The organism is Vibrio phycocola, assembly GCF_053850235.1.
The window spans coordinates 17,476-37,043 of record NZ_JBSQDJ010000001.1; the positions used below are offsets into that span (position 1 = coordinate 17,476).

A 19,568-nucleotide genomic window follows, 5' to 3' on the forward strand; every position below is an offset into this window, starting at 1 on the left:
ATCCTATTAGATTTATTCATGTTCTTTTATATCAATTCCTTGCCTAAGGAAGTGAGAATCATAAAATTCCTTAATTGTTATGTTATAACGTATCAATATTGATTTTTCCCTTATATACTTCTTCGTCGTTGCTTCAGTAAGCACAGTACATAATCACCAGCGTTAAACGACAGGAACAACCAGTAAGGAAATGAATCGATATGTTTAGGAATTTTTTTCATTCAATTGAAGGCTACTCTGACGGAGATCGTCTCCCCATCAATACTGTGCTTGATAATTTGTTTTTTAACGAAGCAGGCTTAATCCCTGTGATCACTCAAGATGCGAAAACCAAAGATGTGTTGATGTTTGCTTGGATGAATAAAGAAGCGCTGGATATGACTTTGTCGACCCAGCGTATGACGTATTGGTCTCGCAGCCGGAATCAATTGTGGATCAAGGGGGAAACCAGTGGGCATACGCAAGCGATGGTATCCATGGCCTTTGATTGTGATGGTGATGTGGTGCTGTGTTTGGTCAATCAGTCGGGCGCAGCTTGTCACACGGGCAGAAAAGACTGCTTCTATCTCGATGTCGATATTAAGGCGCAGCAGATTGTGATTAAAGGGGATGCGCAAGCAGTATGACCCATGCATTGATTAAGCAGAGCTTCCACTGTGTGAATGATGGCAAAGTCATCGAAGTAAGTCTAAGAATTGAAGGCCAACGTTACGCCTTGTTTTCAACCGTGAGTTTCAGGAGTCAATTTTGTTAAAGCGTGTTCTACCGGATGTCACATCCGATATCCATAACGATACCCCATACACATTACAGTGGGTGGGTATGGAAGATATTGCCGTTCCATTTTTGCTAAAGCAATCCAATGGTGTGTTAATGCAAGTTGCTGCTAAAGCGAACGTCTTTGTAAGTCTTGATGCTGCTGAGTCTAAGGGGATCCATATGTCCCGTATGCATCTTGCGATGAATCGACTGGATGATGTCACTTTTGATAGGGCGACGATTGATACTTTGTTGGATGATTTGGTTACGTCACAGCAAGGTATTAGTCAGGCGGCGAAGGTGGAGTTTGGTTTTGATTTAATTTTAAAAAAGCCCGCTTTACTCAGTGGTGAAAGTGGTTTTCAGTCTTATCCCATTGTTGTGCGTGCTGAAAAAAGTCCTCGAGGGTATGAGTATGAATTTGAGTTGACGATTCCGTACTCTAGTACTTGCCCATGTTCTGCCTCATTGACACGGCAGCTCTATGCGGAAGCGATAGAGACTACGTTTCCTGATGCCATGATCAATAAGGCCGATTTACTAAAATGGGCGCAATCGCTACAGGGGTCGGTGGCTACGCCACATAGTCAGCGTTCTTATGCTTATATTTGTCTGTCGATGAGCGGCTGTGAATGGCCTGATTTACGCGAACTTATTGTTCAAATGGAAGACACCATTGGGACACCAGTGCAGACTGCGGTGAAGCGAAGTGATGAACAGGAGTTTGCTAGGTTAAACGCCGAGAATTTAATGTTTTGTGAAGATGCAGCGAGGCGTTTGAAAAAGCATTTAGAGCAAATGAATACCGTAAAAGATTATTCATTCAAAATTGAACATCAAGAAAGCTTACACGCACATAATGCTGTAGTTGTTGATCAAAAGTTTGGGCGCTAGGGCTGTGACCAGACTATTTATATAGGAATCGATCGGTTTAGGATAACTCTATGTAGGTTATCATCATTGAGCAGTTTTGATGTGTAAACATACGGGTTGCCTAAACACTTTCCGTTGATGATTGGCAAAGTGCCGATTTCACCGATGTTCTACTGATAACATTTCAGGCTAAGATAACGATAAATCCTATTATTTGCTCGATTGAGTGAGTGTAAGGTATTACCATAAACCAATAGATTTTTACTTGTAAGTGGTCACATATGCCTTTTCCTCCTTGTCCAAATTGTCAATCTGAGTACGTTTACCAAGATCAAAATAATCTCATTTGCCCAGAATGCGGCTATGAATGGAACCCTTCAGAAGTCGACGAAGATCGGAGCATTAAAGATGCAAACGGAACGTCGTTGGTAGAAGGTGACAAGATCATTATGGTTAAAGATCTTAAGGTAAAAGGTAGCTCACTTGTTTTAAAAATTGGTACCAAAGCAGTGATCAGACGCATTAGTGAGGGCAAAGATCATCAGATTGACTGCAAAGTGGATGGTGTCGGTGACATGATGGTGACCGCTAAATGCGTCAAGAAAGCCTAAACTTATTTAAGATCAATACGATGCATTTACGCAGGACATTAACGTGGCGTCTAGGCAGGAGTTGATCCGATTTATTATATTTGTCATACCTAGTTTTGTTCTAACTGCATGATTTTATTTATTTTATTGATTAATTGTTATTTTTATTTCTAATATTGTTGATCATTTATGATCGCTTTTTCTATGCCAATATAGTTGTTTTTACCTCTCAAAGTCCTGATGGGGTTATTATTTTAAAGGCGCATAAACTATTATTGCGCAACTTTGATCATATATTTAAATTAGATCCTTTAGGATCATAAAAATATATAAATGGTCGAAATTAAATATATTAAAATGGCTATTTTAGGAAGTAGATCTTTCGCTATGTCCTTCTTTGTTATAAATTTGTTTCCATAATCCCAAACTTAGACTAATATGTATATGTCTGTCGAAATTATATATTTTCTGGTATGCATAAAAATAACTTAATAATTGAAACATCTCAGTTTGGCTTTGATTTTAATATCGAGATATTACCGTGGAATAAAGGTTTAACAACTTACCGCGTATATCATGATGGCGAAATGGAAGAGCTTGAAGGAAATCTCGGTGTTGGGTTTGATTCATTCGGAATTTCGAGCAGTAACGAGTGGATGAGACAAATCCCGCTTGAGGCGCTTCAAAACACCTACGATTTTAGTGAATATCAATTTTATATGCTTTGGTTAGCAGCCAACTCTGATACCGCATTGGCACTATTGATCAAACAACCGCTGTTGATCGCTCTTGTGTGCTCCGCGACTCAGATAGAGCGTACTGAAGCGTTGGAAATGTGTAACCAGGGGAGTAAATGCATTCTTGCGTCTCTTGGGTTAGACAACAGTGATTTAGCACTATCATTTATTGATAAGCTACGTTTCACCTATGAGTATGGGCATGAACTGACCTATGTTAGAAAATACCTAGGTTCAGATAAAATGCATCATCGCTTTATGCACTACAACACTGTTAATGATATGGCATTCGCGATAGATCAATCGACGCCACAGCTCACCGGTTCAACGTTAAGTCTTAAGCTCTCTGAAGTCACGTGTAAGCACGTTTGGTCTAAAGCGGGTTTGATTCGCAATACGCTATTGCTGAGTGAAAAGGTGGAAGATTTTAATGCAATTGCGCTTAGAAATTGCCAATCTTTGTCAGATGTTAGAGCGCTACAAACGCAGCTGAGAGAGCTGGACACACCTCTTCAAATGGAACAGAGCAGAAAGTTAAATGTGTCGTAGAACGTAGAATATAGTGTTAACTTCTACGCTCAACGACTCAACGTTATCTTGCTACGCGTTCCAATCTCCCCGAGATCAACCATCCCAACATCAGCTGTCTAATTCTAAGTGATTCTCACGCGATCATTAACGATCCGCAATCATTAGCGATCTAAGTTGTCATATGAAATTAGAGTGCAAAGCCCACGCTATTAGCAATCTCTTTTAATTTGGCTTTTGCAGCGATCACATCTTCAAACCACTGATCATTTTGCGCCCACATTTCAATCACCAGAGGCGCGGCGTAATCTATTTCTTTTAATGTCGTAAAGATGGCGTGAAAGTCAACCTGGCCTTCACCGATGACGAGATCTCGGAACTGGCCTTTACACGTGCCGGATACACGTAACGTATCTTTTAAGTGTATTTGTACAATATGGTCTTGCCCAAGTTTCAATTCGGTGCAGACGTCGTAATTCCAGCCAGAAATGTTGCCAACATCCGGATAGGCCATAAAGTATGGTGATGGAATTTCACGTTTAAGTACTTCAAATTTACCCAGTGAATTCAAGTAAGGCGTATCCATTATTTCAACACCTAACATGATACCTGCACGTTCGGCCATTTTAACAGCCTGCTTCATGCCATCGATAAAACGAAGATGAGTTTGCTCGGATTGTTCTTCGTAATACACATCGTAGCCAGCCATTTGAATACAACGAATACCCAGCTTGTAAGCTAAGGCTATGGCTTTTTCCATAATTAATAACGACTCGTTACGAATAGCGTCGTCCATAGACCCAAATGGAAATTTTCGATGAGCGCTTAAACACATGGATTGCAATGGCATTTCGAGCTTTTCGCTGAGGCGGCGCAGTTCGTAGATTTCTGCATCGCTCCAGTCTAAACGGGCACGACGTTCATCGGTTTCATCCACAGAAATTTCGACAAAGTCAAAGCCAGCTTCTTTTGCCTTGGTGAAACGTTCTTCCCATGACAATGTGGTTGGCATCGCTTTTTCATACAGGCCTAAGCGAAATTTGTTTTGGCTGCTAAACATGGTGGTTCCTTACAAATAGTGTCGATTCATTAACGGTGTATTCAGCACGGTAAACTCATGAGAAGTTTTGAGCAATGGCTTGGTGAAACTCTGTGGCAACATCTTCGCCATTATCAGCGGCGAGTGCTCGGCCAGCAATAAAGGACTTCACATTGATCTCTTTAAACAAATGTAAGTCGGCTGGTACGATTCCACCCGTAACAGAGAGTTCGATACCAATGCCCGAAAGTGCATGCATCTTTTCTAAATCCGCATCAGTCCATGTTACACCTGCGAGTTCTGCATCGCGCGAGCGGTGATAAATGGCTTGTGTTATGCCCATATCAATCCAGCTTTGCGCATCGTCCATTGTCCAATGGCCGTATAATTCAATTTGCACTTCACCGCCCAGTTCATCGGCTACCTTCTTAGCTGCGCGAATGGTTTCTAAATGCGCGGCGGCACTGACGGTGATCCAATCGGCTCCGGCTTCAAGTGCAATGCGAGTCAAAATAGCGCTAGCATCAGTAATCTTCATATCACACACGATGGTGTGATCTGGGTAGCGTTGGCGTAATTCTCTAACCGATTGTACACCTGCGCCAAAAGCCAAAATGGTGCCCGCTTCAATAACATCGACAAACCCACTGACTTTTTTTGCGGTAGCCAGAGCGGTGTCTAGATCGGGAGTGTCCAGTGCAATTTGTAGTAGGGGTTTAGTCATCTTTGCTTTCCTCGAATTCTTTAAACAACGACACCAGTTTTAGGTAGCGTGCGTATTTGGTTTGGTACTGATCAAATTTTTCTGAGTTCGGTTCAATACAGCGTGTTCCGCTGTCAAATGCGGTTAGAGCGCTGTTCAAATCTGTGTGTTCTCCGGTTCCAACCATTGCCATGGCGGCTGCACCTAACGAGCCAGTTTCTTCAATGTTCGGTATCTCTAAGGTCATACCGGTCAAATCGGCGAGCATTTGCATCCATTGTTGAGAAGCTGTGGGGCCGCCAGTGACGCGAAGAATATCCGCCTCAGGGAAACGTAGCCGCATGCGTTGTAAGTGCACGTTATGGCAAAATAAAATGCCTTCCCAAATAGCTTTTACCAAATCGCCTCGTTTGTGGTGGGAGTTTAAACCATAAAAGCCAGATTTAATGCCTAGCCCCATGTTTGAGCCATATAAGAATGGGACAAAAAACAAGTCGTGGCTATCATCGGATACACTCGCGACTTCGTTCGCAATCGTGGCATGATCGAGCTCGCCATTGTCACTAAGGTAATCAGCGAACCATTCATAGTTACTGGCCGAAGTTGGGCTGGCTTCATGCACAATGTATTGGTCTTTCACAGCGTAATGACCGTAGACAAAATTGTGATCCATCTTGGTTATGTCTTTTGATATGCCTGAGGTAACTGACCATGTGCCCATCACATAGTTAAGTTTTGGCTGCTCAGCATCAATACCTGAACAGACAGCAGTTGCGACCACGTCAAACAAACCACCGAAGACAGGTGTATCTTTCGCTAAGCCCGTCAGCTCCGCGGCTTTCGCAGTAATGCCGCCGGCAAGTTCATCGGCATTTAAGATCGGTGGCAAAGCATCCCACAATTCTTCAATGCCAAACAGCTCCAACAATGCTTTATCGTATGAACCTGTGTTGGCGTTAAAGAAATTGCTTTCCGACATATTAGTGAGCTCACCGTGTACGGCTCCGGTTAAGCGATAACGCAGGTAATCGTGCGCCATCATCACTGAACCAACATTCGCGTAATTTTCGGGTTCATTCTCTTTTAGCCAACGCATAATGGAAACAGGGTGACCAGTCCATAAGGTTTGTAACGTTAACGGGTAAATTTTTGCTGGGTAGTCCTGTTGATGCCACTCTTTAACGATTGGCAGTGAGCGGCCGTCGGATGATAAAATACCATTGCGTAAGTTATTACCCTGTTTGTCGAGTAAATAAACCCCTTTCCCTTGTGCAGAAATGCTTACGCCCTTCACTTGTGATGGCGTTACATCGGTTAAGGTAAATAACTGTTTTATCACATCGCAAGCGTTATCCCAGAGTGCGTCTAGATCGCGTTCAACCCAACCTTCTTGTTCAGTGACCACGCTGGCCGACACCCGTGCGAGGGCGATTTGTTTGCCGTTGCTATCAAATAAGCCCGCTTTCATAAACGTGCCGCCAGAATCTAAACCTATGAAATAATTCATGTCTGTATCACCTTGGGGTCACGCAGGGTATACCCCTGCAAAATGTTATCTATTTTGGATATTATTAAAAAATTGAATTCAAAAAATCGGATAGTGCATTGGCGTCGTCATGACCCGCTTGAAGTACTTTTTGAGCGGATTGTTTCACGGTGTCATCGGCATTGCCCATTGCAACTCCGAGCCCAGAAAGTTTAATCATGGAGATATCGTTGTGATTATCACCAACGGCCACGACTTGATCGGGATGATAGCCCTGCGTTTCAATATAAGTGCTCAAAGCGTTGCCTTTGGTGTTACCACACATGGCAAAATCAATACGGTCAACCCAAGAACGTTCACCAGAAAAGTCATTTTTAATTAAATCTTCTGAGGAGAAGCCTGCGAGATCGTTCCCTTCGACGACGTATTTCCATATGTAATCGGTTTTGTTTAGCTCGTCTTCAAAGCTCTCTACTTTCCGAATGTCGGGACGTAATTCACCGTCAAATTTTTCAGACCATGCTTTTAATGCTTCCATATAATGAATTGGTTGCGCCTTGGAGTAGAGCATGGCGTCTTTTACGTACATCACTAATTTAAAATTATAGGATTGGGCTAACGCTAAAAACTCACGTGCTTTGTCAACAGGAATGGCGTTTTGCGTCAATATGGCTTGCTTCGCATAATCGTAAACATAGGTACCGTTACAACAAATAGCCGGCGTGTCTAAGCCAAGTTCATAGTGGTATGGCTTTGCGGCGGTATGGTGACGTCCTGTGACCAAAACAATGTGCACGCGATCTTTCAATGTCTGAATGGTTTGTCGCAGCGGCTCACTGATCTGGCGATCGGAATTTAGAACGGTGCCATCTAAATCGAGGGCGAGTACTTTATATTTAGTCATGATTATTTTTGACCATAATAGGCGTTTGAACCGTGTTTGCGGTTGTAATGTTTATCGAGTAATTCTTCTTGAATGCGGATGTTTGCGTTCAGAGCTCGTGTAGCGATCGCCATGGCTGAAACTTCTTCTAGTACGACCGCGTTATGAACGGCGTCAAATGCGTCCTTTCCCCATGAAAATGGAGCATGACCTGAAATAATGGCGCTAGGAAGTGCAACAGGATCAATCTTACGTTTTGCAAACTCCTCGACAATGACATGGCCAGTATTTAATTCGTAGTCGACGTCAATTTCTGCTGGAGTAAGTTGGCGAGTGCAGGGAATATCGCCATAGAAATAATCTGCGTGGGTGGTTCCTAATGCTGGTACATCTAAACCCGCTTGTGCCCATACTGTGGCATGACGAGAGTGGGTATGCACAATGCCTCCAATATTTTCGAAAGCTTTATACAAAACAAGATGAGTTGCGGTATCGCTAGAGGGGTTGAGCTTGCCTTCCACTGTATTGCCATCTAGATCGACTATGACAATGTCATCTTCAGTCATCGCATCGTACGAAACGCCTGATGGTTTAATTGCAATCACACCATTTTCTCGATCAATTTCAGAAACATTACCCCAGGTGAACGTCACGAGACCGTATTCCGGTAACTGTAAATTCGCTTTTAATACACGTTTTTTTAGATCGGTATACATACAATGTCTCTCTATATTTTGTTTATTCAAGTGGGGTACTTCAGGTTTGTTATCGATTGTTGTTTTTAAATAATGTTTTTTTGGAATAACCTAAAACAGAATGGATTAGGTTATCCAAAAGCTACATTGGATTACACTTCTAGGAAGCGAATGTAGTTAGGTGCAGGTACTTCAATTTCTTCGTCAGTCTTGGTAATAATGCCGGTTTCGATATCACGAGAGTAAACCAACACGTTACCTGTATCTTGGTTAGAAACGATGACTGCTTTGCCACAAGGAGAGATAGCAAAGTGACGTGGGAATTTTCCGTTGGTTGGGGTAATGTCGATACGATCTAACGTCCCATCATCCAATACTTTGAACACGGCAATTGAGTTATCGCCACGGTTTGATACATATAAGAATTTTGCATCAGGAGATAATTTAATTTCAGATACATAGCTGATCTGATCGTTGTTCTCTAGTGTTGGTTGGTATTGAATTGGAATCAAACGAGGTTTAACTTCGCTTGCATCGCTGTTGTCGAGTTTTGCGACACAAACTGTGTTGAATAGTTCGTTAGAAACGTAGCATATATCTAGTCTAGGGTGCATTGCCATGTGACGAGGACCAGAGCCAGCTTCGAACTCAATCCACGTTTCTCTTGTAAGATTTCGTTTTTCAGCGTCCCAACGGTATTGAAATACTGCATTTTCACCCAGGTCAGGAATGAAAACCCAGTCGTGCCAAAAATGCGCACAGTGAGCATGTGGGCCAACTTGACGGTTACCCCAGTGATCTTCCCGGTTCTCAACTTGACGCCATTCAGTTTCTGGACGGTAGAACTGTTTGAAGCTTTGAATGACTTCTCCTAAGCGGCCATTTTCGTCAACATCAACGACATCGATGATTGCATCCCAATAGTTGATGACAATCGCTGCATCTTTGTTTGGCGAGAACGATAGGTAGCATGTTGATTTACCATTAGCTTGAAAATCCGCGACCTCTTTTAACGAGCCGTCATTCTGTACTTCATATTGAATGATTGAACCGTTTTCACGAATGGTTTCCAAAATAGCGTACATATATTTGCTATTTGTACCTGGAATTAATACCGCTGGGTTCAACGCTTTTGTCGACGATTCGATCACTAGCTTGCCATCTTTGGTAAGAGTCGTTGAGTAGATACCTTCACCTGGTACTGGTGAGTATGGTTGGTGCGCTAGTGCGTCGATGTCACTGTATGTGCCAATTAGCAGTTTGTAGTCTTTTTCTAAGTTCATTTTCGTACCCAATCTATAATGTTAAAAAATTTAGCCTTTTACAGCACCGGCAGTCATGCCTGTAATAATTTGTTTTGATGCAACAAAAGTAAAAATAATCGGTGGAACAGCAAGCAACATTCCCGTCGCCATGATTACTCCCCAGTCAATGTCGTATTCCGTTAACGAGTTTACGATGGTCACTGGTACCGTTCTGGTTCCACGGTCTAGCAACGCGTTGGCTAACAAGAATTCATTCCATGCAATGCGGAACGTAAAGATTGCTGCTGCAGCTAAGCCCGGCTTAATAATGGGCAAAACGACTAGGAAGAAAATTTGCATTGGTCGAGCACCGTCGACTTTCGCGGCCTCTTCCAATTGGATTGGCACCTGCACAATAAAACTCTGTAAAATCCATATCACAAAGGGCAGGTTCATTGCGACGTAGACCAGAATAATGCCGCTGAAGGTACCATCTAGCCCGTAGTTAAATGTCCAAATACCAAATACTGGAACAAGTAATACAGCGGGTGGAACCATACGCATCATCATGGTAGTTAATGATACCGCGCTACGACCCATAAACTTGAAACGTACAAGTGCATAAGCCGCCATACAGCCAAGCGTTAAAGTAATCCCTGTTGATATCAACGCGATAAGTAACGAGTTGCCTAATGAACGAGAGAAGGTTGGACTACAATAGTCAACATGATCGGGTTCATACCACAAAACATCACATAATACGGTTTCATAGTTTTTTAGAGTTGGTGAAAAAAGAAAGCTACTAGTATCACTCATAATATCGACGTTCAATTTTAACGACGTTGTTACCATGAGCATGATTGGACCTAGCGCCATAATCGCCAGCGCAACCAGTAAGGCATAAAATGCTGGATTTGGTTTTTTTTCAGCTTTATTAGCGATCATTCGTCATCCTCCTTATTCACAACTCTCGCTTTTTCAGCACGAGTTTCGTTGTACTTCGTATAAAGGAACATCGCTAGAGTGAGTCCTAACAATAAAAGTAATAGCATGTTGGACATCGCTGCTGCCATTCCGAGCTCTCTGAACTCAGAAGCGGTTCGAGAGATACGCAATGCCATAATTTCGGTAGAAAGGCCTGGGCCACCGTTGGTCATAACCAAGATAACTTCAAGAACTTTAAACGCGTCGATCATGCGAAGTAGTAGGGTTACGATTAACACCGGTAGCATTAAGGGTAACTTGATGTATAAAATTTGGTGCCATGTTGATGCACCATCAATACGTGCCGCTTCCAATGTTGATTTAGGAAGTGACTGCAATGCCGCAAGTGACAAGATAAAAATAAACGGTGTCCATTGCCACACGTCTGCAATAATGATCGACGTCAGTGCCCAACCAGAGTCGGATAACCAAGGAATAGATTCAAAGCCAAGTGCGTTTAACGTGCGGTTAAATATCCCTATGGTTGGGTGATACATATAACGCCACATTAAACCGACAACAATGGGTGCAATCATCATCGGTAGAATGAAGATAGTCCGTAATAGGGACATGCCTCGAACATCACGATCCAGTAGTAGTGCCAATCCCACACCGATTAGCATCTCTAAAGACACAACAACAACGGCAAACTTAATGGTGACACCGAGAGATTCGTGGAATGCTGCATCTTGGAACAAATTAATATAGTTTCTAAAGCCAACCCAATCTGCTTCACCAATTAATTGGCTTGGGTTCCAGTCTAGAAAACTTGCGTAAATCATGTAGCCAATCGGGTACAGTAGCCCAAGTAACAAGATGACTCCCGCAGGCGCCAAAAACATATAAGGCGTCAAACGATTCAAGCTCGTGGATTTCATAGTAATTCCCTACAGGGTACTAAAATTTGAATGTGCCTCGCGCACATCGTGCTAGGACGTTGCCGCGAGGCCGATCTCAACAGAACTTACTCACTCCAAGAGTAGTAACCTGCATCTTCCATCACTTTCTTGGAGCGTTCAGCAACGCCGTCAAGTGCTGTTTGGATATCAAGATCTTCTGTTAAAACTTTCGATAGTGTTGTACCTAAGTCTGCGTTGATTTTGCCCCAGACAGGGATGATTGGGCGCCAATCTGGATCCGCATCTTTAAGCGCAAGACCGAAGGTTTTCATGTGTGGGAACTTTTTGTTTACATCTGCATCTTCGTGCGTTGAGTAACGAGATGGGTTACCACCAGCAAGGGCAATTAGCTTGTCCGCTTTCTTAGACGTTAGCCACTGCATTAACAAGAAGGCTGCTTCTTTGTTCTCAGCGTTCTTAGGAATACCGATACCAAAACCACCTGTTTGTGAGCCTTTACGTACACCCATTGGATGCGGAGCCCAACCAACTTTACCAACAATCTTAGACTTTGTTGGGTCGTCAACTTGGCCAGCAAAAACGGTTGAATCTAGGAACATTGCCGATTGGCCTTGTAAGAATGAGGTGCCAGCTTCTGCAAAACCAAATGTTTTCGAACCTTCAGCGCCACATTCAACGATTGTTTTCAATGCTTCAGCGGCTTTAACACCTTCAGCATTGTTCACAATTGGATTCCATTGGTCGTCGAAGATGCGACCGCCAAGTGGTGCAAGGTGTAATAGGAAAGCATGCGATGCATGGTGACCCGATGCAGCACGAGAAGCTAAGCCGCCCATTCCAGGTTCTAACTTCGGAATTTCACACGCAAGTGCTAACAATTCGTCGTATGTTTTTGGTACTTCAAGATTATGCTTTTCAAAGATGTCTTTGCGGTAACCTAGTATCGATGTCTCAGAACCGAATGGAAGACCGTATACCGAACCTGTTGGACCGTCTAGGTAACCTTTTTTACCACCGACAACACCGATGTTTGCAACATAGCCGTCAACCAAATCTTCTGCGTCGTAGTTTGGATCAGCCAAACGTGGGTTCATGAAATAGCGAGCTAGGTTTTCAAGCTGATCGGCATAAACGTAATCGGCTTTCGAGAATACAACGTAAGCAATTAGGTCGTAATCGCCTTCACGTTTGGTTAATTCCAATGTTTGTTTTTCGCGCATGCGAAGGTATTGAAGTTGGTCTACTTCTACTTCTATGCCCGTTTCCTTGGTGAATTCAGGAAGCACTTTCATTACGGCATTGTAATGTGGGTGAGCAGGAAAATTCACAACAAGGGTCGTGTCTTTATATGCATCGTAGGGGTTGGCTGAAGCCATCGTCGCGACTGCAGCGGTGGCCGTCGTGAGTATCGCTTTGTTAAAAATCTTTTTAATATTCATCTTCATCTCCAAGAACTAACTGTATGAATTGTTGTTTTAAGTTCCTAACTTGAAATCACGTTATATCGAGTGTTACTTGTCTTACTTGTTTTTAAGTTGTTAACCTAAAAATTTAGTAAATTGCTTTTTCTGTTGTTTTGTCGAACACGTAAATATCTTCCGGTTCAACTTTAAAACTAACGGTATCGCCCAGGCTGTACTCATGGAACGAGTCCACTTCGGCCATAACGCGATTACCTTGGATTTCAGAAATTAAAACTGACTGAGTTCCAACGTATTCATTAACGTTAATTTTAAATTTTAAAATGTTGTGAGATTCGTCGCTGTTGATTGGCTTAAGCGCTGATGGACGAATACCAATAACGACTTCGCCAGATTCGGGCAAATCTGCTTGATGTTCTAAATTCGGTAATTCAAATTCGAATTCTTCAAAAGCAGCGAATAATTTGCCGTCTTTTTTGCTTACCGTCATGTCTATAAAGTTCATCGGTGGCATGCCCATAAAACCGGCAACAAATTTATTGGCTGGTTTTTCGAACAACTCTTTTGGTTTGCCGTGCTGCTGAATATATCCATCCTTCATCACAACAATCCGATCGGCTAGGGTCATCGCTTCAATCTGGTCGTGGGTGACATAAATAATGTTCTTCTTAATTTTCTTGCTCATCATCGCCAATTCTGCACGCATCTGACCACGGAGCTTGGCATCTAAGTTGGATAAAGGTTCGTCCATAAGAAGAGTAGAGGAATCTCGTACCAGAGCACGGCCCATTGCAACACGTTGACGCTGACCTCCGGAGAGCTCCGCAGGTTTACGATGCAGATATTCGGTTAAGCCCAGCATATTTGCTGCTTCCGAAACGCGTTTTTCTATCTCTTGCTTTGGGAATTTCGCTAAGCGCAGCGCAAAAGACATGTTTTTTGCAACATTCATATGCGGGTACAGAGCGTAATCCTGAAATACCATTGAAATATTTCGATCGATAGGTTCAAGATGAGAAATATCTTTTCCATCCATTGTAATGGAACCATCTGACACTGTTTCTAAACCAGCAACCATTCGCAGCGTTGTTGATTTACCACAGCCAGAAGGCCCGACAAAAACGGTGAACTCGTTGTCTTCCATCACAAGATCGATGTCATGGATAACTTCGGTACTCTGATATTTTTTGTTTAATTTATTAAATGTAATTACAGGCATATTCAGTTACTCACTATCCTTGTTCTGCATGATAAGTGTAGATTTAAAGATACTGTCTACATGAGCCATAATGGCTCGTTCAGCAGCATCCGGGTCGTGATTTTTCAATGATCTAAAAAGTTGGTGATGTTCACGAAGACTTCGTACGGTAGACGTTTCCTCTAGCAATGCAGCAGTTCTGTACTCCAATGCATATGAATAAACATCTAATGCCATTTTCGTTAAAAGTGGGTTGCGGCATGATTGATAAATAAGCGTATGAAACTCATTATCTGAAATCTGAAAAGCGACAGGGTCATCGATAACAGATTCTTGATACTCAAGCATCGACTCTAGCTTTTCTAAATCTTCTGCATTTATATTGATAGCCGCTGAGCGTAGTATGGCGGACTCAACGACTTTTCGGGTCTCGGCAACAGTGATCGCATCGTAATTTTGGATATCGCTTAATGCACTGCTGGATTCAATTCGTTTCGCTGCCCCTTCTACAACAACACTGCGATTACCCTGTGATACTTTTATAAACCCATGTTCAATTAAAATCTGTAATGCTCCGCGAACGGTTTCACGGCTGACATCATAAGACTTGGCTAAGTCTCGTTCAGATGGTAGAGCTTCACCTTCGGCAATCATTCTTGATGAAATCATTGCTCCGAGCTTATCGGCTATTTGAGATTTAAGCGTACGTTTACGAACATCTGCTTTGTAATCTGCTGAATATTTAGTGCTATTTGACATAACCCTATTTGCTTCCTATCGCCGTATTAATTTGTCTTATTATATTGGTATTGTTACCGTACCAGTTAGTGTCTTAATGTTAAATTTTTAGCCTATTTCACGGCGTTAAATTAACCAGTATTTGGTGGATTTATTGATTCGAACACAAATAATGATCTAAAACAAGCTGATAAGAGGTAATTTTATACACAATATGATCCATCACACTCTTATTCTGTAACTTTTATCAATAATATTTAACCTAACACTGGTACGCATATAATACCAAATGTGGTTATCTTAACTAAGATGGATATTTGGACTGAATGGAAAGAACTGGAAAGAGTGCACGGATTAGATTTGGGAAATTCGAAGATCTAGAAGATGCTAAAGTTGATACATCTCTTGTGAGATATGGGCTATACCGACGTCTATTTTATAGCAGATCGTGCTGTTGGGGCTGGTCAATGTTTAGCTTTGAATTATACCCAAGATTAATGGTTGTTAGAGGAAATGAAAAAATCCCGCAATCTGTGGTAGATGACGGGATTGTATTTGCTATTGTTAGATTTAGAAGTCTACTAACTTAACTGTTTAACCATTCTATCTGCAATGATTTTACTATCACATTTATCTCGCCACCATTCTAAAGCGTCGGTATGCATTTTATCGAGGACGTCAGGTTGAGCGAGTAAAGATAAAATGGTTTCTTCGAGATCACTCCAATGCTCTAATTTTACAATTGGTGCGTCTTCGTAAAATTCTACATCAGGAACTACTTCCATAATTGGAATACACCCGAAACGAATAGCTTCATAAAAACGGTAGGTTTCGAGAGTCGTTCCTCTAGGGACTAGACAAAATTGGGAGCTCATCATCTCTTGTGAATAATTAAAGGTGCTCGCAATACTGGATTTGAAGTTGCTGGTCTGTCTCAAATTAATCGGTAAATCGGGATTGTTATCTTTTAAAACTGAGAGCGCTTCAAGCATTCTGTTTCGAGTTTGCTCTTTAGGGCTAGGAAATATCGGTTTATTGACGCGATGTTGCACACTTCCAGCAAAAGAAAGAAGGTATTCTCTTTGATTAAAGGGAATAAATTCTGCAGGTTGATCAGCGAAGTAACCTAGAGGAATTGCATAAATTGGCGCAAATTTAGTTCCGACAGCTTTCAATATAGTTGTTCGAATGCGGCCATCCAAACCATCGCGATATAAATCTCGACCATACGCTAATACATTGGCAAGTTTTTCATTTATGCTGCCATGTTGCAAATTGTTCCACACCGTGGGTTTAAATCCACAGGTACGATATATCGCTTTAACTTTAGAACGATATCGTAGCTCTCTATTAAATTCGTCGAGTAATACAATAGCAATAACATTGTCGCCATACTCAGGTAACTGGTCTATGTTCCACATTGTTATATAAATGATAAAACCTTGATCAGGTAACTGGTTGTCAAATTCGCGAAGCACATCTTCAATATAACTTAAATGATATGAAGCTAAACATCCTGATTCTTGAGGATCAAATTCAAGAGGAGTACCTTCATGATTTTCTCTAAGGAATATATATCGATTGGTATTACTCGCTGACATTTAACATGGCCTATATATAGAAAACAGTTAGTTATGAAATAGGATCGTCTATTTATGTTATTTTTGCAAGTTTATCCTATTGTATTGATTAGAGTAAATAACTTAAAGTAGGGTGTTTCTTACTGATAATTTTAGCGGTAATACTGATTTATCATTGATATTCAAGCGTGTACAACTATTCACCCAAACATTATATTGAACAACAATGAGTTGCTTATTCTTCCTTTGCTATCATTTTCTTGCACCGAATGACGATGTTAATTTTTTCATCATCCGATTTATTGATCCAATCGGTAATTTCTTGTGACGTCCTGTAACATCCTGTACACACGTTATTATTGTCTATTTTACATCGACTGGTACAAGGCGTAATGAGACTGGTATTGTTTCCTATAAACATATTGGTTTAATTATACTCTGTTGGTTCGTGACATGAGTGTCTAATTGGATTCTGATATAAACGCATCAGCGAGCATTATATGATGATCTATGGCTCAAAAATGATACTTTACTGGAGATATTTTAAACAACGATTGATCTGCATCATCTGTAAAACTATGCATTGTTTCTACTATTAAGCCATATCGCATTAGTACGAAGGAGTACAATATGGACTTATATCATATGTTATTAAATGATCCCGTTGTTTATTATTCATTTATTGGGTTGGGTGTGACAGTGTCTATCTTTGCCTTCTTGATGTTCTTCTTCATTAAAAACACAATCAAAGCGTCAAAGAAGTAGCGATTTTTTTTCTTGTTTTACTTAACGCTTCCCCCGTTGCTTTTTCGTTGCTAAGGCATGCTAAGAGCAGTGGGTTTGTGCTTGTCTTTTAATTTGGTCCCTTAACCGCCAATCAACTAACCTCAAGCTCTCTACGATCTCTTTGCTTTATGATTTATCATCAGATTTTTGTAGATGTCGTCATTTAATATAACAAATAGATATTTCTAGATGAATTAATATAGCGTAAAATGTCAGGCTACATTTTCATATATATAGTGGTTAAAAAAATCATGAAGCAGTTTTTTAAGAAAATTATTCTCGGGTTAGCCCTAGTAGCAGTAGCGAATATCACTGTAGCCGCAGAACGTGATGTTAAAGTCGGTATGTCTGGCCAATATTTCCCTTTTACTTTTGTGAAACAAGATGAGTTGCAAGGGTTTGAAGTTGATATTTGGAACGAAATTGGTAAACGTAACGACTGGAATGTTGAGTTCGTAACGGCTAACTTCTCGGGTCTGTTTGGTTTATTGGAAACGGGTCGCATCGATACTATTTCTAACCAGATTACCATTACCGAAGCTCGTCTTGCGAAATACAGCTTTTCTACACCTTATGTCATCGATGGTGTGCAAATTGTTGTGCGTAAAGGTAACGACAGCATTAATGGTGTTGAAGATCTAAAAGGTAAGAAAGTTGCTGTAAACCTTGGTTCTAACTTCGAAGAAGTACTTAGAAAACATAACGAAGACGACAGCATTAATATAGTGACTTATGACACAGGTATCGAACGTGATGTTGCATTAGGCCGTGCTGATGCTTTTGTTATGGATAAAGTGTCGTCATTGGCACTCATTGAGCAATCAGGCTTACCTCTTCAGCTTGCTGGTGAACCTCTAGAGTCGATTCAAAATGCAATGCCATTTGTGAAAAGTGAAGCAGGTGATGCGTTGCGAGTTAAGGTTGATGAAACATTGGCCGAAATGAAAAAAGATGGCACTTTGTCTAGCATTTCTCAAAAGTGGTTTAAAGGGGATATCACCCAGTAATGGCGTCCTTTGATTTTAACTATATGCTTGGTCTCTTCCCGATACTGTTTAAGTATTTGGAAGTCACCATCGGAATGGCCCTGATTGGGCTGTTCTTCTCTTTGATTCTTGCTCTTATCTTAACCATTATACGGGTATTTAAAATTCCTGGACTCAATGCTGCGGCGGTGATTTTTATCTCGTTCTTCCGTGGTACACCGTTACTTGTCCAGTTATTTCTCCTTTATTACGGCCTACCGCAAATATTACCTTTTATGGTTGGATTGGATGCATTTACGTGTGCAGTGATCGGTTTGACTTTGCACTTTTCTAGCTATAAATCAGAAAGTTTGCGTGCTGCGATTGATTCTGTACCGAAAAGTCAGTGGGAAGCCAGTTATGCGTTTGGCTTGACTCGTTTCCAGGCGCTTCGACGGATTGTATTGCCGCAAGCCTTTCGTATCGCGTTACCGTCATTGATGAACTATTTTATTGATATGTTGAAAAGCACGTCGTTAGCGTTCACGTTAGGGGTTGCTGAAATTATGGCAAAAGCGCAAATGGAAGCCGCGGGAAGCTTTAAGTTTTTCGAGGCATTTTTAGCTGTGGCATTAATTTACTGGGGCTTGGTTGCCATTTTAACGCAAGTACAATATCGACTAGAACAACATTTAGCCAAGGCTTATTAACATGATAAAAGTAACAAATCTGAGTAAGTCATTTGGTGACAATAAGGTACTAGAAGGTATCGACTTAACTGTAGAGCAAGGTGAAATCGTGGCGATTATTGGTCCTTCTGGGACTGGGAAATCAACACTGCTTCGTTGCTTGAATTACCTTGAAGAGCCAAGTGCAGGCGTGATTGAAGTTGGTCAACACAAGGTTGATGCGAGTCATGCTAGCCCACAACAAATTCTTGACCTCAGACGCAGCTTGAGTTTTGTCTTTCAGAATTACTCTTTGTTTGCGAATAAAACGGCCGCTGAAAATATCAGTGAAGCGTTGACGACAGTTTGGAAACAGCCCAAAGAGCAGGCTCGCGCAACGGCCTTGTCGGTATTGGAAGAAATTGGTCTTAAAGATAGAGCCGATCATTATCCTAGCCAGCTTTCTGGTGGACAGCAGCAACGCGTCGGCATTGGTCGCGCAATGGCTGTGCCAAACGAGGCTATTCTATTTGACGAGCCTACTTCGGCATTAGATCCAGAATGGGTTGACGAAGTTTTAAGCCTGATTAAAAAACTTGCTGAGATGAAGCGTACGATGATTATCGTGACTCATGAAATCGAATTTGCTCGAGATATTTCCGACCGCGTGATTTTTATGGCAGAAGGTTCAATTATTGAACAAGGGCCATCGGACGAATTATTGAGTAATCCTAAGGATCCTAGAACCCAACGATTTTTAGCTCGAGTATTACGTTAGTTATTCATTGAATCTCAGCGAATAGTCACCGATAATCGTGGATTGTTTGTATT

The 19,568-nt window shown here is 41.5% G+C and carries 21 protein-coding genes; 8 read left to right on the forward strand and 13 right to left on the reverse strand.

All coding sequences use genetic code 11. The annotated features are described in order from the left end of the window. Positions 1-200: 200 nt before the first annotated feature. From hisI to ACWU4D_RS00130, 4 genes are all read left to right on the forward strand, one after another. Positions 201-626: a phosphoribosyl-AMP cyclohydrolase gene (gene hisI, locus ACWU4D_RS00115; protein ID WP_456049337.1), complete on the forward strand. Its 426-nt coding sequence runs from the start codon at positions 201-203 to the stop codon at positions 624-626. A gap of 121 nt (positions 627-747) precedes the next feature. After that, entirely contained in the window at positions 748-1,653 is a 906-nt protein-coding gene (gene folE2 / locus ACWU4D_RS00120) for a GTP cyclohydrolase FolE2 (protein ID WP_456049338.1), read from the forward strand. A 260-nt stretch (positions 1,654-1,913) separates the two neighbouring features. Then, positions 1,914-2,243: a zinc ribbon domain-containing protein YjdM gene (locus ACWU4D_RS00125; protein WP_456049339.1), complete on the forward strand. Its 330-nt coding sequence runs from the start codon at positions 1,914-1,916 to the stop codon at positions 2,241-2,243. A gap of 452 nt (positions 2,244-2,695) precedes the next feature. After that, positions 2,696-3,508, forward strand: a complete 813-nt coding sequence (locus ACWU4D_RS00130; protein WP_456049340.1) for a hypothetical protein — start codon at positions 2,696-2,698, stop codon at positions 3,506-3,508. A gap of 169 nt (positions 3,509-3,677) precedes the next feature. Here the strand turns inward: ACWU4D_RS00130 and ACWU4D_RS00135 are convergent, their stop codons facing one another. From ACWU4D_RS00135 to ACWU4D_RS00195, 13 genes are all read right to left on the reverse strand, one after another. Then, the gene (locus ACWU4D_RS00135; RefSeq protein ID WP_456049341.1) at positions 3,678-4,547 is read right to left on the reverse strand and encodes an L-ribulose-5-phosphate 3-epimerase; all 870 of its coding nucleotides are present in this window, start codon (positions 4,545-4,547) and stop codon (positions 3,678-3,680) included. A gap of 55 nt (positions 4,548-4,602) precedes the next feature. Beyond that, the gene (locus ACWU4D_RS00140) at positions 4,603-5,250 is read right to left on the reverse strand and encodes a 3-keto-L-gulonate-6-phosphate decarboxylase UlaD (RefSeq protein ID WP_456049342.1); all 648 of its coding nucleotides are present in this window, start codon (positions 5,248-5,250) and stop codon (positions 4,603-4,605) included. After that, positions 5,243-6,736 carry an FGGY-family carbohydrate kinase gene (locus ACWU4D_RS00145; protein ID WP_456049343.1) on the reverse strand — a complete coding sequence of 498 codons (1,494 nt, stop codon included), beginning with the start codon at positions 6,734-6,736 and terminating at the stop codon, positions 5,243-5,245. Before ACWU4D_RS00145 ends, ACWU4D_RS00140 begins: the two co-directional genes overlap by 8 nt. Before the next feature lie 64 nt (positions 6,737-6,800). Then, a complete protein-coding gene (locus ACWU4D_RS00150; protein ID WP_456049344.1) occupies positions 6,801-7,619 on the reverse strand; it encodes a Cof-type HAD-IIB family hydrolase in 819 nt (272 codons plus the stop codon). Between the two features lie 2 nt (positions 7,620-7,621). Next, positions 7,622-8,314, reverse strand: coding sequence for an L-ribulose-5-phosphate 4-epimerase (locus tag ACWU4D_RS00155; protein ID WP_456049345.1), 693 nt, complete (start codon positions 8,312-8,314; stop codon positions 7,622-7,624). A gap of 131 nt (positions 8,315-8,445) precedes the next feature. Then, complete coding sequence (locus ACWU4D_RS00160) at positions 8,446-9,576, reverse strand: lactonase family protein (RefSeq protein WP_456049346.1); 1,131 nt, start codon at positions 9,574-9,576, stop codon at positions 8,446-8,448. Between the two features lie 30 nt (positions 9,577-9,606). Further along, positions 9,607-10,482: a carbohydrate ABC transporter permease gene (locus ACWU4D_RS00165; RefSeq protein WP_456049347.1), complete on the reverse strand. Its 876-nt coding sequence runs from the start codon at positions 10,480-10,482 to the stop codon at positions 9,607-9,609. After that, entirely contained in the window at positions 10,479-11,399 is a 921-nt protein-coding gene (locus ACWU4D_RS00170; protein WP_456049348.1) for a carbohydrate ABC transporter permease, read from the reverse strand. The genes ACWU4D_RS00165 and ACWU4D_RS00170 overlap by 4 nt, the downstream gene beginning before the upstream one ends. An 86-nt stretch (positions 11,400-11,485) precedes the next feature. Further along, the gene (locus ACWU4D_RS00175) at positions 11,486-12,820 is read right to left on the reverse strand and encodes an extracellular solute-binding protein (protein ID WP_456049349.1); all 1,335 of its coding nucleotides are present in this window, start codon (positions 12,818-12,820) and stop codon (positions 11,486-11,488) included. Between the two features lie 112 nt (positions 12,821-12,932). Then, positions 12,933-14,021: an ABC transporter ATP-binding protein gene (locus tag ACWU4D_RS00180; RefSeq protein WP_456049350.1), complete on the reverse strand. Its 1,089-nt coding sequence runs from the start codon at positions 14,019-14,021 to the stop codon at positions 12,933-12,935. 6 nt (positions 14,022-14,027) lie between these two features. Further along, positions 14,028-14,759 (reverse strand): FadR/GntR family transcriptional regulator, encoded by a 732-nt coding sequence (locus ACWU4D_RS00185; protein WP_456049351.1) that lies wholly within the window; start codon positions 14,757-14,759, stop codon positions 14,028-14,030. A 560-nt stretch (positions 14,760-15,319) separates the two neighbouring features. Then, positions 15,320-16,339 carry an exostosin domain-containing protein gene (locus ACWU4D_RS00190; protein ID WP_456049352.1) on the reverse strand — a complete coding sequence of 340 codons (1,020 nt, stop codon included), beginning with the start codon at positions 16,337-16,339 and terminating at the stop codon, positions 15,320-15,322. A 214-nt stretch (positions 16,340-16,553) separates the two neighbouring features. Next, a complete protein-coding gene (locus ACWU4D_RS00195; RefSeq protein WP_456049353.1) occupies positions 16,554-16,739 on the reverse strand; it encodes a DUF1289 domain-containing protein in 186 nt (61 codons plus the stop codon). 209 nt (positions 16,740-16,948) lie between these two features. Between ACWU4D_RS00195 and ACWU4D_RS00200 the strand changes: the two genes are divergently transcribed. The 4 genes from ACWU4D_RS00200 (at position 16,949) to ACWU4D_RS00215 (ending at position 19,515) form a co-directional block, all read left to right on the forward strand. After that, the gene (locus tag ACWU4D_RS00200; protein ID WP_456049354.1) at positions 16,949-17,083 is read left to right on the forward strand and encodes a hypothetical protein; all 135 of its coding nucleotides are present in this window, start codon (positions 16,949-16,951) and stop codon (positions 17,081-17,083) included. Positions 17,084-17,355: 272 nt separating this feature from the next. Then, on the forward strand, positions 17,356-18,111 hold the full coding sequence (locus ACWU4D_RS00205) for an amino acid ABC transporter substrate-binding protein (protein ID WP_456049355.1): 756 nt from the start codon (positions 17,356-17,358) through the stop codon (positions 18,109-18,111). Beyond that, entirely contained in the window at positions 18,111-18,779 is a 669-nt protein-coding gene (locus ACWU4D_RS00210) for an amino acid ABC transporter permease (protein WP_456049356.1), read from the forward strand. Before ACWU4D_RS00205 ends, ACWU4D_RS00210 begins: the two co-directional genes overlap by 1 nt. Before the next feature lies 1 nt (position 18,780). After that, positions 18,781-19,515 (forward strand): amino acid ABC transporter ATP-binding protein, encoded by a 735-nt coding sequence (locus tag ACWU4D_RS00215; protein ID WP_456049357.1) that lies wholly within the window; start codon positions 18,781-18,783, stop codon positions 19,513-19,515. Positions 19,516-19,568 lie beyond the last annotated feature (53 nt).